This is a genomic window from Arthrobacter sp. FW306-1B-F12A, assembly GCF_058781865.1.
On the sequence record NZ_JBYSXD010000006.1, the window covers coordinates 147,827 to 162,293 of the forward strand.

Annotated in this window: 14 protein-coding genes; 5 read left to right on the forward strand and 9 right to left on the reverse strand. The window is 64.8% G+C overall.

All coding sequences use genetic code 11. The features are described 5' to 3' along the window. Window positions 1-21: 21 nt before the first annotated feature. Window positions 22-645, forward strand: a complete 624-nt coding sequence (locus tag AC3WJU_RS05420; protein ID WP_492259333.1) for a Pr6Pr family membrane protein — start codon at window positions 22-24, stop codon at window positions 643-645. A 1-nt stretch (window position 646) separates the two neighbouring features. On the opposite strand, the gene AC3WJU_RS05425 is transcribed toward AC3WJU_RS05420, so the two are convergent. Further along, on the reverse strand, window positions 647-2,260 hold the full coding sequence (locus AC3WJU_RS05425; RefSeq protein ID WP_059388347.1) for a peptide chain release factor 3: 1,614 nt from the start codon (window positions 2,258-2,260) through the stop codon (window positions 647-649). Between the two features lie 334 nt (window positions 2,261-2,594). Between AC3WJU_RS05425 and AC3WJU_RS05430 the strand changes: the two genes are divergently transcribed. After that, window positions 2,595-2,882, forward strand: coding sequence for a hypothetical protein (locus tag AC3WJU_RS05430; RefSeq protein WP_492259334.1), 288 nt, complete (start codon window positions 2,595-2,597; stop codon window positions 2,880-2,882). Between the two features lie 235 nt (window positions 2,883-3,117). Next, complete coding sequence (gene disA / locus AC3WJU_RS05435; protein ID WP_059388344.1) at window positions 3,118-4,194, forward strand: DNA integrity scanning diadenylate cyclase DisA; 1,077 nt, start codon at window positions 3,118-3,120, stop codon at window positions 4,192-4,194. Here the strand turns inward: disA and AC3WJU_RS05440 are convergent. Beyond that, window positions 4,191-4,763: a hypothetical protein gene (locus AC3WJU_RS05440; protein WP_476910747.1), complete on the reverse strand. Its 573-nt coding sequence runs from the start codon at window positions 4,761-4,763 to the stop codon at window positions 4,191-4,193. The two genes, disA and AC3WJU_RS05440, sit on opposite strands and share 4 nt — an antisense overlap. A gap of 309 nt (window positions 4,764-5,072) precedes the next feature. On the opposite strand from AC3WJU_RS05440, the gene AC3WJU_RS05445 reads away from it, so the two are divergent. Continuing rightward, window positions 5,073-6,059, forward strand: coding sequence for an HhH-GPD family protein (locus tag AC3WJU_RS05445; RefSeq protein WP_492259335.1), 987 nt, complete (start codon window positions 5,073-5,075; stop codon window positions 6,057-6,059). Window positions 6,060-6,081: 22 nt separating this feature from the next. Here the strand turns inward: AC3WJU_RS05445 and AC3WJU_RS05450 are convergent, their stop codons facing one another. Then, window positions 6,082-6,462: a class I SAM-dependent methyltransferase gene (locus tag AC3WJU_RS05450; protein ID WP_492259336.1), complete on the reverse strand. Its 381-nt coding sequence runs from the start codon at window positions 6,460-6,462 to the stop codon at window positions 6,082-6,084. Between the two features lie 270 nt (window positions 6,463-6,732). Between AC3WJU_RS05450 and AC3WJU_RS05455 the strand changes: the two genes are divergently transcribed. Next, window positions 6,733-7,221, forward strand: coding sequence for a hypothetical protein (locus AC3WJU_RS05455; protein WP_492259337.1), 489 nt, complete (start codon window positions 6,733-6,735; stop codon window positions 7,219-7,221). Window positions 7,222-7,290: 69 nt separating this feature from the next. Here the strand turns inward: AC3WJU_RS05455 and dhaM are convergent, their stop codons facing one another. The 6 genes from dhaM to AC3WJU_RS05485 form a co-directional block, all read right to left on the reverse strand. Further along, entirely contained in the window at window positions 7,291-7,986 is a 696-nt protein-coding gene (dhaM, locus tag AC3WJU_RS05460) for a dihydroxyacetone kinase phosphoryl donor subunit DhaM (RefSeq protein WP_492259338.1), read from the reverse strand. Further along, window positions 7,983-8,633: a dihydroxyacetone kinase subunit DhaL gene (dhaL, locus tag AC3WJU_RS05465; protein ID WP_284990896.1), complete on the reverse strand. Its 651-nt coding sequence runs from the start codon at window positions 8,631-8,633 to the stop codon at window positions 7,983-7,985. The genes dhaM and dhaL overlap by 4 nt, the downstream gene beginning before the upstream one ends. Before the next feature lie 2 nt (window positions 8,634-8,635). Further along, window positions 8,636-9,637 (reverse strand): dihydroxyacetone kinase subunit DhaK, encoded by a 1,002-nt coding sequence (gene dhaK / locus AC3WJU_RS05470; RefSeq protein WP_059388341.1) that lies wholly within the window; start codon window positions 9,635-9,637, stop codon window positions 8,636-8,638. Window positions 9,638-10,126: 489 nt separating this feature from the next. Further along, window positions 10,127-10,636, reverse strand: coding sequence for an amino-acid N-acetyltransferase (locus AC3WJU_RS05475; RefSeq protein WP_059388339.1), 510 nt, complete (start codon window positions 10,634-10,636; stop codon window positions 10,127-10,129). Between the two features lie 28 nt (window positions 10,637-10,664). Beyond that, window positions 10,665-12,767 carry a S9 family peptidase gene (locus AC3WJU_RS05480; protein ID WP_492259339.1) on the reverse strand — a complete coding sequence of 701 codons (2,103 nt, stop codon included), beginning with the start codon at window positions 12,765-12,767 and terminating at the stop codon, window positions 10,665-10,667. 149 nt (window positions 12,768-12,916) lie between these two features. After that, the coding region (locus tag AC3WJU_RS05485; RefSeq protein WP_492259340.1) for an ATP-dependent Clp protease ATP-binding subunit at window positions 12,917-14,467 on the reverse strand (1,551 nt) is incomplete at its 5' end.

A 14,467-nucleotide genomic window follows, 5' to 3' on the forward strand; every position in this document is an offset into this window, starting at 1 on the left:
GCCCACCGGAAGATTGTCTCCATGACCAAAAGAAATGTGCTCATTGGGGGACGCCTCTTCTTTGCCCTCCTGACCCTTGCAGCGGTCGGGACGCAGCTCACGGTCCACATCGGCCTGGGCTTTGATCCGTGGAACTTCTTCAGCTACTTCACCAACCTGTCCAACATCTTCGCGTCGGTGGTGCTGTTGATCAGCGGCTACCGCGTGCTGGCTGGCAAGCGGCCAAGCGAACTCGACGACGCCACCCGGGGCACTGCCACGATCGCCATGGCTGTCGTGGGACTCGTCTTCGGCGCGCTCCTCGCAGGACAGGACCTCGGCTCCCTGCTGCCCTGGGTCAACTTCGTAGTCCACTACCTCATGCCGGTTGTCATGGTGGCCGACTGGCTGTTCCAGCCTCCGCGCTCCAGGCTGACCGTCAAGCACCTCTGGTACTGGCTGCTCTACCCGGTTGCATACCTCGTCTACAGCCTGGTCCGGGGCTCATTCGTCAACTGGTACGCCTACTGGTTCATCGACCCTGTGCGCGCCGGCGGTTGGGGCGGAGTGGCGGTTTTTGCGGTAGCGATCGCCGTAGGATTCCTCGCGGTGAGCCTCGCCATGCTGGGGCTGGGAAACAAGCTCGAACGCCAAGTGAGCTACTGAACTATTTCGCGGGGTTGTGCGTGCCGATCGGGACCAGCGTGAGCTTCGGGTGGTTCTTCTCGATGCGGCGGAGAGCCCAGACATCGTTGAACAACGCGAGGTATTCGCCGTCGGACCTCAACAGCACCTCAGCGCCCGGGACGTTGGCAAGCGCCGGCATGGCCTCCGCCGTCGAGATCCTCGCCATTGAGTACGGGAGGCGCTCCAAGCGCATCGGGGCGTTGAAGTCGTGGGCCATGCGGTCTTCAACCACTTCGAACTGCATGGGACCCACAGCGGCGAGCACGGGTGCCTGGTCGCCTCGGACGTCGGAACGGAGCACCTGGATGACGCCTTCATGCTCAAGCTGTTCGATGCCGCGGCGGAACTGCTTGAAGCGGCTGGGGTCCTGGGACCTGGCCACTTGGAAATGCTCGGGGGCGAAGAGCGGAATGGCGGGGAATTCCACGGGTTCTTCCAGGAAAAGGCTGTCTCCAACGCGGAGTGAGGACGCGTTCACCAAGCCGACAACGTCCCCGGGATAGGCCTCGTCGATGACTTCGCGTTCGCGCCCGAACACCTGCTGGGCGTACTTGGTGGCGAAGGACTTCCCGGTGCGGGTCTGCGTGACCACCATGCCGCGCTCAAAGACGCCGGAGCACACCCGGATGAAGGCAACGTGGTCGCGGTGGGCCTTGTTCATGCCGGCCTGGACCTTGAAGACAAACCCGGCAAAGGGAGCGTCAACGGAACGGGGCTCGCCGTCAACGTCGGGGCGGGGTGCTGCCGGGGGCGCGAAATCCACCAGGGCATCCAGGATCTCCTTGACCCCGAAGTTCAAGGCCGCCGAGCTGAAGAGGATGGGCGTTGCCGTTCCGGCGTGGAAGCTCTCCACGTTGAACTCGAGGTTTGATTCGATCACGAGTCCGGCTTCGTCGACGGCGTCGCTCCAGTTGTCGCCCTGGGTCTCGGCTGCTTCTTCCGGGGTGAAGTACTCGGTGATGGCGATGTTGGCGCCGGCGTTGTTGCGAGCGAACCGTGCGAAGCGGTCATTCCGCAGGTCCCAGACTCCACGGAAGTCGCCGGAAATGCCCACGGCCCACGTCAAGGGCATGGGCTGGAGGCCGGTGCGTTCCGTGATCTCGTCCATCAGTGCGAGCGCGTCGAGGCCCGGGCGGTCCCATTTGTTGATGACCGTGATGATCGGCAGGTTGCGCTGCTTGCAGACCTCGAAGAGCTTCATGGTCTGTGTTTCCAGGCCCTTGGCGGCGTCCACCAGCATCACTGCGCAGTCGACGGCGGCCAGGACGCGGTAGGTGTCCTCGGAGAAGTCGGCGTGGCCCGGGGTGTCCAGCAGGTTGATCACGGTGTCCCGGTAGGAGAACTGCAACGCCGCGGAGCTGATGGAAATACCGCGGTCCTTTTCCATCTGCATCCAGTCGGAAACAGTTTCCTTGCGGTTGGCCTTGCCGCTCGACGCACCGGCGGTGCCGATGACCTTGGCATGCAGGGCGAGGGCTTCCGTGAGCGTGGACTTGCCGGCGTCCGGGTGCGAGATGACCGCGAAAGTCCGACGCCGGGAGGCCTCATGGTGAATTTCCTGGACTCGGGCGGGGCTCAGGACTTCTTGGGACACGGTGCTACTTTCGCTGCGATCTGGGCGTTGCCCGCACTGGAACGACGGGCCGAACGTGGAATGGAGGCTGGATACGGGCCCCGCGTGGGCCGGGGCCAACTCAGGGAGTGGCACGATTTGCGCGCCAGCCAAGATACCAAGTTTATCGCAGCCCGGGACCACGCCGGAGGCAGCGTCCCAACCCAGCGCTTAACAGGATCGAAACGAGGTGCACAAACCTCCGAAATCACCGGCCGATAGTTTGGAGCAATGGCGGACGCCTCCGGCCCGCGTTGGAGCCGTCCGCCCGGAAAAACTGAGCAGCCGACGATGGCATGAAAGGAACAGGGCATCAATGAAACCAGGGAATGGCTTGTTCTACGATCCCCTCGGCCCCTCCCCCGCGGCGAACTCCACAGGGTTCACGCCGGCGAACTCCACAGGGTTCACGGAATCGAACTCCGCCGCGGCCAGGAGCTGGCCCCAGCAAGGACACCGCCCGGACGCGAGCACGGGCGGCGGAACCCACTCTCCAGCGAGGCAAACGCATCCGGACACCGGAAGGGCGGCGGCCAGGGAAGCCGCGCTGCAGAGTGTACGGCGCGACCTTGAGCGACTCGCGCGCCTTCGGACGGCTCCATGACGGTCCCGGGGACCGAGCCCAAAGCGGCGGTCCTGCGACCGCCGTCGAGCGCGTTTCCGGGGCCTCGTCACCTAACCTTTTTTGGGGCACTTTAAGGCTTGCCCGTGCGGTTGTTGCCGGTCTATACCTCTATCATTGAGCTTGCGGGAAACATGGCATTTTGATCCCGCCGACTTATTGCTGAAAACCGGCACACTTGCGGGCGCGCCTGCGTGCACCTTTGAAGGGAACACCTATGGCTCGGAGCCCCGAAGATTCGCTCAAGGCGACTCTGGGCAGGGTGGCCCCCGGAACACCGTTGCGCGACGGTCTGGAACGCATCCTCCGTGGGCGCACCGGTGCCCTGATTGTGTTGGGCACGGACCGGACCATCGAATCCATCTGTTCAGGCGGCTTTGAAATCGGCATCGATTTCTCCCCGACGCGACTGCGTGAGCTCGCGAAGATGGACGGTGCCATCATCTGCGACAAAGACGCCGGGAATATCCTTCGTGCAGCAGTACAGCTTGTGCCGGACTCCAGCATCGAGACCCAGGAATCAGGAACGCGTCACAGGACGGCCGAGCGCGTAGCCATCCAGACAGGTGTTCCGGTGATTTCGGTCAGCCAGTCCATGCAGATCATCGCCCTCTACGTCAACGGCCTGCGGCACGTGCTGGAGGGCTCCGAGAAGGTCCTGGCCCGCGCCAACCAGGCTCTCGCAACCCTCGAACGCTACAGCGCCCGATTGGATCAGGTCACCAGCGCCCTATCGGCCCTCGAAATCGAGGCCATGGTCACCGTCCGGGATGTGGCGGTCACCCTCCAGCGCCAGGAAATGGTCCGGCGCATCGCCGAGGAAATCGCCCAGTATGTCCTGGAACTGGGTGAGGACGGCAGGCTGCTCTCGCTGCAGTTGGAAGAGCTCACCACCGGCCGCGGCCCGGGCAGCGACGTGATCATCCGGGACTACGCCGGTGCCGACGCTTCGCCCGAGGACATCGACGGCGCTGTGCAGGCCCTTTTGGATCTTGGCCCGGCGGAGCTGATCGACCTGGGCAAGATCGCCGGAATCATCGGTTTCGCCGGAGGCATGGACGTGCTCGACGCCGGTGTGCAGCCGCGCGGCTACCGCCTCTTGTCCGGGCTGAAGTCGGTTCCGAAAGCCGTGGCCGACCGTTTGGTGGAGCACTTCGGCGGACTCCAGTACCTCATGGCCGCCACTATCGACGATCTCATGACCGTGGACGGCATCGGCGACCAGCGTGCCCGGACCGTCCGTGAAGGGCTCAGCCGCATGGCCGAAGCCAGCTTGCTGGACCGGTTCCTCTAGCCCAGCTGGAAGACCGCCTTCGTGCTCGCCTTGTTTCCCAAGACGGCTTTGAAGGTGTAGGTGCCGGTGGCCGGCTTGGCCGAGATGACGCCACAACCCTCCGTCGTCCGGTTGCGTTGCCAGGGGAAGTTGGCGATCTCGCTCTTGCCCGGATCGATCTGCTTCACGAGGTCATCGCCCTTCGCTTGGCAGTCCTTGGAGGAGAAGATCCGGTCCTCGCCGCTCATTACCAGGAACTCCATCTGCGACGTGCCGACGTTGACCTGGCACGGCGCTGCTCCGCCGTTGGTGATCTTCATGCTCAACACGGGGTTCTGTCCGGCCGCATAAGCGGGCTGGTCTGTAGACGCCGTTACCGTCACCAGGTTGAGGTCGCACACAGGGGTGGCCGGGGGTGTCGTGGTGGGCGCGATGGAATCCGTCGAAGGCGTCTGGCTCGCAGGAGCGGCTCCCACCGCTTGGGTCTTGGCTGCGCCGGGATCAGCCTTGCCTGCAAGGGATGAACTCATGGCGACGACCCCGGCAACGAGCATCGCCAGGACCACCAGGAGGGCACCGAAGACAACCAACCTTCGACGCCGGTAAACGGCAGGGCTTGTCCGCCGCCTTTGGGGCCGGACCCCATTCGCGGAACGGCTTGCTCCTGCGGTCCGGGCAGGGCTTTTTGCCGACGGCGACGTGCGCGCCCTCGGCGATTGCTTGCCCTTGTTGACCATGCTTCTAGGCTAGGCAACGCAAGGCCCGGATGGCACCGCACCACGCCGCCGGGGCCTGATCGGGGCCAGTATGACCTACGTCATTCCGGGCCGGCTCCACTACAGTGGATGGCAGGAATCGGCCGCCAACAGGGCCCGCCACGAACCGCAGCAAGGATCTTCATGTCACTGCCCGGCTCCGCCGAGATTGCCAGCGCCGCTGAACTTGCCGGCACCCATCCCCTCACGGACTTGCACCACTCCATGGACCGTTGGTTCTCCGAGGTGGCCCGCGTATTGCCGTGGAGGGCCCCGGACTGCAGTCCATGGGGAATCCTGGTCAGCGAGGTGATGCTGCAGCAGACTCCGGTGGTTCGCGTCCTGCCGGTGTGGGAAGACTGGATGGATCGCTGGCCGGAACCTGCGGACCTCGCGGAGCAGCCCTTGGGTGAGGCCGTGCGGCATTGGGGCAGGCTCGGTTATCCCCGCCGCGCGCTCAGGCTCCACGCGGCCGCCGTCGCGATCGTGGAACAGCATGGCGGCAAGGTGCCGGACACGCACGCATCGCTGTTGAGCCTTCCCGGCGTCGGCGACTACACGGCAGCGGCGGTGGCTGCTTTTGCGTTCGGGCGCCGCGAAACCGTGGTGGACACGAACATCCGGCGGGTGCACGCCCGGCTCGTTTCAGGACTCGCCCTGCCGGCGCCGTCGCTCACCGCGTCGGAGATGCGCCTTGCCGAATCGCTCATGCCCGACGACGTCACGCTCTCCGTCCGCTGGAACGCTTCCGTCATGGAACTCGGAGCGCTGGTGTGCACGGCCCGCTCCCCCAAGTGCTCAGACTGCCCCGTCCGCGACTCCTGCGCGTGGCTTGCCGCAGGTGAACCGCCCCCGACGTACACCCCCAAGGGCCAGGCGTGGCACGGCACGGACCGGCAGTTGCGGGGTGCCGTCATGGCCGTGTTGCGCGTGGCCGATTCGCCGGTAGCCCCTGAGCTGTTCGAGCGCCCCGCAGCCGACCTCGGCTTCGACGCCGAGGGCACGGCCGTGCCGCTGGCTGCCCTGCACCGCCTGAATTCGGCCCCGGAGCAGTTGGAACGCGCTCTTGAGGGGCTCCTGCGCGACGGTTTGGCCGAGATGCACGACGGCGGACTGCGGCTCCCGGCCTAGGCTTCCGTTTGCGCCGCGTCCTTCACGCCGTGGCCGGCTTGCGGGCTGGCTTGCGGGCTAGAAGGTAGGCCTGCGGGGTCTTCTCGTACCTGTCGTCCGGTTCGCGGAGAAGCTGTGCCTCGACGACCAAGCCGGCCTGAAGGAGGAGTTCCGAGATGTGGTCCGGCGGCAAGCGGTAGGCATCGAGGTCGATCTCGTGGCCATACGCGAAGCCCAAGTGCCTGGGCTCGTGACCGGCTTGGAACGCGAGCAGCAGCAAGCCGCCGTCCAGGAGGGTCCGGTGGAATTCCCCGAACACCCGCGGCAAACGGGCCGGCGGCGTGTGGATGATCGAATACCAGGCGACGATGCCGTCCAGGGTGCCGTCCGCCAACTCCAGTGCCTCCATCGATGGCCCGGTCATAAGGTTTGGTGTGGAGTTCGTTGCGCAGGAGTTCGGCGTAATCGACGGCTACCGTGTTGTATGCGGCGCGAGTGGCATGCACATCCGAGGGTTCAGTCATGGAAAGAACCCTATTCTTTGTGGCCGGCTTGCTCCTGGACTCCACGGAAAACCCGGCCGTTACTTAGCCCGAGGTCGCGGAGCCACAACGATCCGCAGATGTCGGTAACGATGTGCCTGCCAGTTGCGGGCATCCCGTCCCGGGCGTCGGCCGCGGGATTATTCTCAAGTATGCGCAGGTTGTGGGCCGCCATTGCATTGACCACGACGGCCGCGCTCTGGTCGGGATGCGAACCCCAAGTCACCGTTTGCCCGGCAATTGCGATGGCCCCCGTGGTCTCCCTGACAATCACGGCAGACTACGCGCCGACGGTCAAAACCGTCCATTTGAAGGCATGCCAGGACGGGAAATGCCGCGAGGGCGATGTGGAGCTGCGCCCGGGCAGCGTGTCGCTCCCTCAATCCTGCGGGCCGGAACCTGAAGGGTCATGCTCTGCCGTCGCGTCACCGGATGGCACCCGCTACGGCTTCCTCAACATGGGAACGCTAACCTCCTCGCCCATCGATGCCGAAGTGACTGGCCTGGACACAAACGGCGGGACCTTGCCCACCAGGACGCTCAACTTCACGCCGAAAAGTACCAAACCGTGGGGCGAGCAGTGCCAGACCGCCATTACGGCGAGCCTCTTGCTCGATGCCCATGGTCTGCGGCAGTCCTGAACACCTCCGCGGCACGGCAAATCTCGGCGTGCGGCGACATATCGGCGTGCAGGCACATATCGGACGACGTCAGATCTCGCCGAATCCCTGTTCCACCAGCCGCCTGACGTAGTCCACGGCTTTCGATGAGTCTTTGCCCCAAGCCTCGACCCTGAGTTTGCCGCCCTGGCCCACGGCGAGGCTCATGAGTTCCATGATGGAGGTGCCATCGACGCCGTTTACCGTTGCCTCGACATCCATCCCGGCCAGTCCGCCCGCAATCTTCGCCGCAGGCCTGGCGTGCATTCCCATGGGGTTTATGAGCTCGAACTCGCCGCTTTCCGCCGGTTCGCCCCTTCCTTGGGATTCGGCTGTCCCCGCGGACTCAAAAACAGGCTCCGGGCCGAATCGAACCGACTCCGCGGCGGCCTTCACTGCGGCGGCCGGGGCACCACCCTGGGTGGCCACCGCTGCGGCGACCAGGCCCTCCACCAAGGGAGCGTCGGCGAGGAGCACTTTGTCCGGTTCGCTGCAGAACTCGGCCGCTGATTCTGCCGTCATGACCGCGGAACCAAGGTCCGTCAGAACCACCACGCCATCCCCTGAAGCCTCCCCAAGTCCTGCCTCGAATGCGGCGATCGCTTTCTCTAGGTCGGTGCCGATCCGGCCATCCTCCGTCCCGCCGACGGCGTAGAACCGCACATCGGGGGCCATCTGCGCGGCCAGTTCAACCGCGCCCTCCGCGATCTTCCGGCTGTGCGAAACCACCACCAAGCCCACCGTCATTCAGCGGACCCTTCGGGGAATCCGGCGGCAGTCGCGGCGGCGCGCAACAACAGCGCAGAAGACGCAGCCCCGGGATCTCGGTGACCGGCGCTGCGTTCACCGAGGTAGCTTGCGCGCCCCTTGCGGGCTACCAACGGATCAGTCGTCACGGCCCCGACCTCGGCAGCCTCGGCCGCCGCGGCCAGCACCGCCACAGCATCTCCTCCAGCCACGAGGACCTCGTCCGCCGCTTCGACGGCGGGAGACCAGGCATCCACCATGGTTTTGTCGCCCAGCTCCGCTTTTCCGCGGGCAACAATTCCGTCCCGAGCCGCAGTCAGTGCTCCTGCAAGCGCCGCTGCATCAACGTCCGCGCTTTCTCCCAGCGCCGTGGCCGCCCGAAGATACGCGGTTCCGTACAGCGGTCCGGCTGCCCCGCCCACCTTGGACATCAAGGCCATCGCCGCCAGCTTCAGCGCTGCACCGGGCGTTTCGGGTGGAGTCTGGGCAAGTTTCTCCATGACGGCCTGGAATCCCCGGTCCATGTTTTCACCGTGGTCGGAGTCGCCGATCGCGCGGTCCAGAGCAATCAACTCTTCCCGGTGCTCGGCCATGAGCCGTGCGGAGAGCGTCAACCATTCGACCGCCCATTCGACCCCCAGGCCCACTGTCACATCCCCCAACGCAGGGCCGGAGTATGGACGGGTGCGTCCCAAAGGGCCGTGAGTTCGTCATCAAGACGCAGTACCGAGATGGAGCAGCCCTGCATCTCGAGCGACGTGACGTAGTTGCCCACGAGGGAGCGTTCCACTTTGGCTCCTCTTTCCGCGAGGATCTGGGCGGCCCGGCGGTAGACGATGTACAACTCGCTAAGGGGCGTACCGCCCATGCCGTTGACGAAGAGCAGCACTTCTTCACCGGCCTTGATCCCAAGGTCCTCCAGGACAGGGTCCAAGAGGCGGCTGGTGATGGCGTCGGCGCCCTCCATGGCGATCCGGTGCCTGCCGGGTTCACCGTGAATGCCTATGCCGATTTCGATTTCATCCTCGGCGAGCTCGAAGCTGGGTACCCCGGCATGCGGCACGGTGCAGCCGGACAGGGCGACGCCCATGGTGCGCACGTTGCGGACAACTCCCTCCGCCACGCCCGCGACGGCTTCCAGCGAATCCCCACGCTCCGCTGCTGCGCCGGCAATCTTTTCGACCAGCACGGTGCCGCCCACGCCGCGGCGGCCTGCCGTATACAGGGAATCCTCCACCGCGACGTCGTCGTTGACGAGAACCGAGCGGACGCTGATTCCTTCAGCCTGGGCCATCTCTGCCGCGGTCTCGAAGTTCAGCACGTCACCGGTGTAGTTCTTCACGATGTGAATGACGCCGGCCCCGGAATCGACGGCCGCCGTGGCCGGAATGATTTGGTCAGGCGTGGGCGAGGTGAAGACGGCGCCCGGCACAGCGGCGTCGAGCATTCCGTGCCCCACAAAGCCGGCATGAAGCGGCTCATGGCCGCTCCCGCCTCCCGACACAAGCGCCACCTTGCCGGCTACGGGCGCTCCTTTTCGAACGACGAAGATGGGGTCCGTATGGACATCCACGAGATCGGCATGGGCCATGCCGAAACCCTCGACAGACTCGTCCACCACCGAGCGGGGATCGTTGATGAGCTTTTTCATGGCGCGCTCCTGGGGCGTTGCTGGTAGGTGATTTGACCCTACTACCAGCGCCCCGGGCACGGTAGGGGAACGGTCCGTATGTGGAAAGTCCGGAACCGAAACGAAGAAGGGACAACCCCCAATGGTTGTCCCTTCTGAAAAACCTTCCGGTATCCGCCTGCTTAGTGGGGCGGTCCGCCCACCGTCAGACGGCCGATGCTGAAGTCTTGGGCTGTTGCGTCCTTGGCCATCGAGTCGGGCCAAAGATCGGTGCACGCGGACCGCATGCAACCCCCGGTCCCCTGCTTGCGCGACTCCGGTGTAGAGCCGGGACGCGGCATGTCGATTTGGAAACCTGAAAAGTCCGGAAACATAACGTGGTACTTCATTTCTCGCCTCCACAGTATGGTTGGCCCGCCGCAACCGAGCCTCAACTAGTTTATCCATCAAGTTGATATACGTAAAGACTTTGGCGACCGGCACATTCAGGGACGGGGGAAGAACCCGGAGCTAAAGGACCTTGATCATGCGGGTGTTGCCCAGGGTATTGGGCTTCACGCGGGCCAGATCGAGGAACTCGGCCACGCCTTCGTCGTGGGAGCGCAGCAATTCCGAGTAGACCTGGGGGTCGACGGCGGTTTGGTCCGCCATGACTTCGAAGCCGTGGCGCTTGAAGAAGTCCACTTCGAAGGTCAGGCAGAAGACCCGCGCAACGCCCAAGGCCCGGGCGTCCTCCAGGAGTTGCTGGACAAGGACGTGACCCACGCCCTTGCCCCGCCAATTGTCGTCCGCCGCCAAAGTGCGCACCTCTGCCAGGTCCTCCCACATGACGTGCAGCGCACCGCAACCGATCACCTCGCCGTCGGACGATTCGGCAATCCGGAACTCCTGGAGGCTCTCGTAGTAGGCAACGGTCTCCTTGGCCATCAGGATTCGCTGCTCTGCCAGTGGCGCTACAAGCCTCTTGATCGCGGCAACATCGCCGGTGCGGGCAGGACGGATACTGAAGGTCGAAGTCACAGCCCCAATCTTACGAGGCGAAAGGCGCCTAGAGCCCCAGGTCCCCAGGAACAGGAACCTCCTGTCCAAGTACCTGCCTGGCAAGGAAGTGCTCCACGACGCCGTACCAGACCTTGGCGTGCTGCGGCTGCAGGATCCAATGGTTCTCGTCAGGGAAGTACAGGAAGCGGTGCTGGGTCTCGCCGTTCTCATCTGCGGGCAGCCCGGAACTGGAAAGAAGTTCGTACCAAAGCCTCAGGCCCTCGCCGATCGGCACCCGGTAGTCCTTGTCACCGTGGATCACCAGCATGGGCGTCTTGATTTTGGCGACATGGAGATGGGGCGAATTGTCCAGCGCCATCTCCGGGGTCATTTCCTTGAGCCAATACTGCGAAGCGTCCGTAGTGGGCCCGAACTGGTCCATGGCCCACAGACTGGCGTGCGTCACGATCGCCTTGAAACGGTCCGTGTGCCCGGCCACCCAGTTGGCCATGTAGCCGCCGAAGGAGCCGCCCATGGCGGCTGTCCGCGTCTGGTCAATGTCGGACCGCTGGACCACCGCGTCGGTGATGGACATGAGGTCCGTATACGGCGCCTTGCCCCATTCACCCCAGCCGCGCTGGATGAATTGCTGGCCATATCCGGTGGACAGTGCCGGGTCCGGTAGCAACACGGCATATCCCTTCGACACGAGCAGCCATGGATTCCATCGCCAGGTCCAGGCGTTCCACGAGCCCAACGGCCCGCCGTGGATCCACAACAGCAGGGGCGCCGGGTTCGCCTCCGACGCGCCCTCCGGGAGCGCGAGGTAAGCCGGAACCCTCGAACCATCTGCCGCACTCGTTTCCACCCGTTCCAACGAACCTTTGATCCGGGGACGTTCAGCCGGTGCGGGAAGCCGCTCGACGTCACCCGAAGCGAGATCGATCCGGACGGCTTCAGCCGGGAATTCATACGAGCTGCGCAGCGCAAACGCGCTCAGCCCATCGGGGGAAACCACGACGTCGGTGTACGCTGCCGCGTCCTGCGTCACCCGGGTAACCGTACCGTCGGCGACGGCGATCCGGAAGACCGGCGTCGCGCCGTCGTCGTCGGCCGTGACGAGGAGCGAGCGCCCGTCCGGAAGCCAGGCCGCGGGGCTGCCCCAGCGGTCCCAAGAGGGCGCCAGCGGCTCAAGGTCAAGGGTTTCTCCAGCACCGACATTCAAGAGGTGGAGTTTGACCTGGGGCGCCTGCCGGGGAGTACTGTCGCTTTCACTGACTACCGAGAGCATCTTGCCGTCAGGGCTGACGGGGCCGGGGAAATAGCTCATTCCGTCATGGTCGAGGAGCACCTTGATCGAGCCGGAAGCGACGTCGACGGCGGCGAGCACAAAGCGCGTGTCAGCCTTCGCGAGCGGCTTGGCCATGCTCGTATAGATCGTCTTGCCGTCCGGACTGACCACCGCGTGCGTGTTGCGGAGGTTGCCGCCGACGTCGGGCGTGAGATTGCGCAGTTTCAGGGGTGCCGTAGCGTCAACGGTCGCCGGCTTGCCGGACCCGGCCGTATCTCCGTTTTCCACGGCAAACAGCCTGGGCTGGGCAGGCCCCAGATCCGCGTCCCAGTAGCGGACCGGGTAGCCGGTGTGCAAAATGGCCGCTACCTTGTTGTCCTTGCGGCTCTTGCGCCTCTCCTCGTCATTGTCCTCATCCGTGGAACCGCCGAGGACCGAGGCCGTGACGAAAGTTGCATCCGCGGCTGACGCGGCCATGACGCCGCCGACGCCGCCCGCGCGGGAATGGACCACCCGCGCCTCACCGCCGTCGGCGGGCAGGAGCCACAACGCGCTCACGGGGTCCGCTTCGGGGCTGTCCGGATCGGGCCGGGCTGAGGTGAAGTAGAGGTCGCCGTTGGCGGCGAACACCGCGCCGGTTTCTCCCTTGGCGCTGCGCGTGATGCGGCGGGCGTGCTTCTTTCCCGCAGGATCGAGCTCCCAGAGGGCAGTGACGTACTCAGTGCCCTTGGCGTTGAGGGTGGAAACCGTAGTGACCAGGCGGCTTCCGTCCGTGCTGAGAGCCAGGCCCCCGACCCGGGGGATGGCCAGGTAGTGGTCGAGATCGTGGAAAGGAGTTTCGGGTTGTGTGCTCGGGGCCTCTGGGGCATTCGAATCCATGCTCTGATTCAACACGCAATGTGCCGCAGATCACAGAAGGTTCACTGAGAGTGAAACACTTATTTCAGATATTGCGGCCTGGGGAACGCAAAAACCCCGCCCGCTCCTTTCGGGAGCGGACGGGGCCTTTGAGTCGGCGGAGCCGGAAACTAGGCGCTTGGAGCGATTTCCGGGATGCGCGGCTTGGCGTTGCCTGCGAAGGTGAACTTGGCCTCGTCGCCTTCGCCGTCGACGTCGACCACCACGATGTCGCCCGGGTGCAGTTCGCCGAAGAGGATCTTCTCGGAGAGCTGGTCCTCGATCTCACGCTGGATGGTGCGGCGCAGCGGCCGGGCACCCATGGCGGGATCGTAGCCCCGGGTTGCCAGGAGGACCTTGGCGGCCGTGGTGAGCTCGATGCCCATGTCCTTGTCCTTGAGGCGGCCCTCGAGGCGCGTGACGAACAGGTCAACGATCTCGATGATCTCGTCCTGCGTGAGCTGCGGGAACACCACGACGTCGTCAACGCGGTTGAGGAACTCGGGACGGAAGTGCTGCTTGAGCTCCTCGGTGACCCGTGCCCGCATCCGGTTGTACCCGGTGGTGGTGTCCGTGCCGGACTGGAAGCCCGTTGCGACGCTCTTGGAGATATCGCGGGTGCCCAGGTTGGTGGTCATGATGATCACCGTGTTCTTGAAGTCCACCACGCGGCCCTGGGAGTCGGTCAGGCGGCCGTCTTCCAGGATCTGCAGCAGCGAGTTGAAGAGATCGGCGTGGGCCTTCTCCACTTCGTCGAACAGCACCACGGAGAACGGACGACGCCGGACCTTCTCGGTCAGCTGCCCGCCTTCTTCGTAGCCGACGTAGCCCGGAGGGGCACCGAAGAGACGCGAGACCGTGTGCTTCTCGGAGTACTCGGACATGTCCAGCGTGATGAGGGCGTCCTCTTCACCGAACAGGAATTCGGCCAGCGCCTTGGCGAGCTCGGTCTTGCCGACGCCGGTGGGGCCGGCGAAGATGAACGAGCCACCCGGACGCTTGGGGTCCTTCAGGCCGGCACGCGTGCGACGGATCGCCTGGGAGAGGGCACGGATTGCCTCGTCCTGGCCGACGACGCGCTTGTGCAGCTCCTCCTCCATCTTGAGCAGGCGGCTGGATTCTTCCTCGGTGAGTTTGAAGACCGGGATGCCGGTGGAGTTCGCGAGGACTTCGGCAATCAGCTCCTCGTCCACCTCGGAGATATCGTCCATGCCGCCGGACTTCCAGTTGCGTTCCTTCTCGGCGCGCTCGGCAATGAGCTTCTGCTCTTTGTCGCGCAGCGAGGCAGCGCCTTCGAAGTCCTGGGCGTCGATGGCGGATTCCTTCTCCATCTTCACTTCGGCGATGCGCTCATCCATGGCCTTGAGCTCCGGCGGAGCCGTCATGCGGCGGATGCGAAGACGTGCACCGGCTTCATCGATCAGGTCGATCGCCTTGTCCGGCAGGAAGCGGTCCGAGATGTAGCGTTCGGCCAGCGTTGCCGCAGAGGCAAGTGCGCCGTCGGTGATGGTCACCCGGTGGTGCGCCTCGTAACGGTCACGCAGGCCCTTGAGGATTTCGATCGCATGCGCGACGGAAGGCTCCTTGACCTGGATCGGCTGGAACCGGCGCTCAAGGGCGGCGTCCTTCTCAATGTGCTTGCGGTACTCATCCAAGGTGGTGGCCCCGATGGTCTGGAGTTC

Bases quoted from the DNA above. Each gene is read 5' to 3' on its own strand.
- disA (WP_059388344.1), top strand. From the start codon at position 3,118: ATGGCTCGGAGCCCCGAAGATTCGCTCAAGGCGACTCTGGGCAGGGTG.
- dhaM (WP_492259338.1), bottom strand. From the start codon at position 7,986: ATGACGGTGGGCTTGGTGGTGGTTTCGCACAGCCGGAAGATCGCGGAG.
- AC3WJU_RS05450 (WP_492259336.1), bottom strand. From the start codon at position 6,462: ATGACCGGGCCATCGATGGAGGCACTGGAGTTGGCGGACGGCACCCTG.
- AC3WJU_RS05455 (WP_492259337.1), top strand. From the start codon at position 6,733: ATGCGCAGGTTGTGGGCCGCCATTGCATTGACCACGACGGCCGCGCTC.
- dhaK (WP_059388341.1), bottom strand. From the start codon at position 9,637: ATGAAAAAGCTCATCAACGATCCCCGCTCGGTGGTGGACGAGTCTGTC.
- AC3WJU_RS05480 (WP_492259339.1), bottom strand. From the start codon at position 12,767: ATGGATTCGAATGCCCCAGAGGCCCCGAGCACACAACCCGAAACTCCT.
- AC3WJU_RS05420 (WP_492259333.1), top strand. From the start codon at position 22: ATGACCAAAAGAAATGTGCTCATTGGGGGACGCCTCTTCTTTGCCCTC.
- AC3WJU_RS05445 (WP_492259335.1), top strand. From the start codon at position 5,073: ATGTCACTGCCCGGCTCCGCCGAGATTGCCAGCGCCGCTGAACTTGCC.
- AC3WJU_RS05430 (WP_492259334.1), top strand. From the start codon at position 2,595: ATGAAACCAGGGAATGGCTTGTTCTACGATCCCCTCGGCCCCTCCCCC.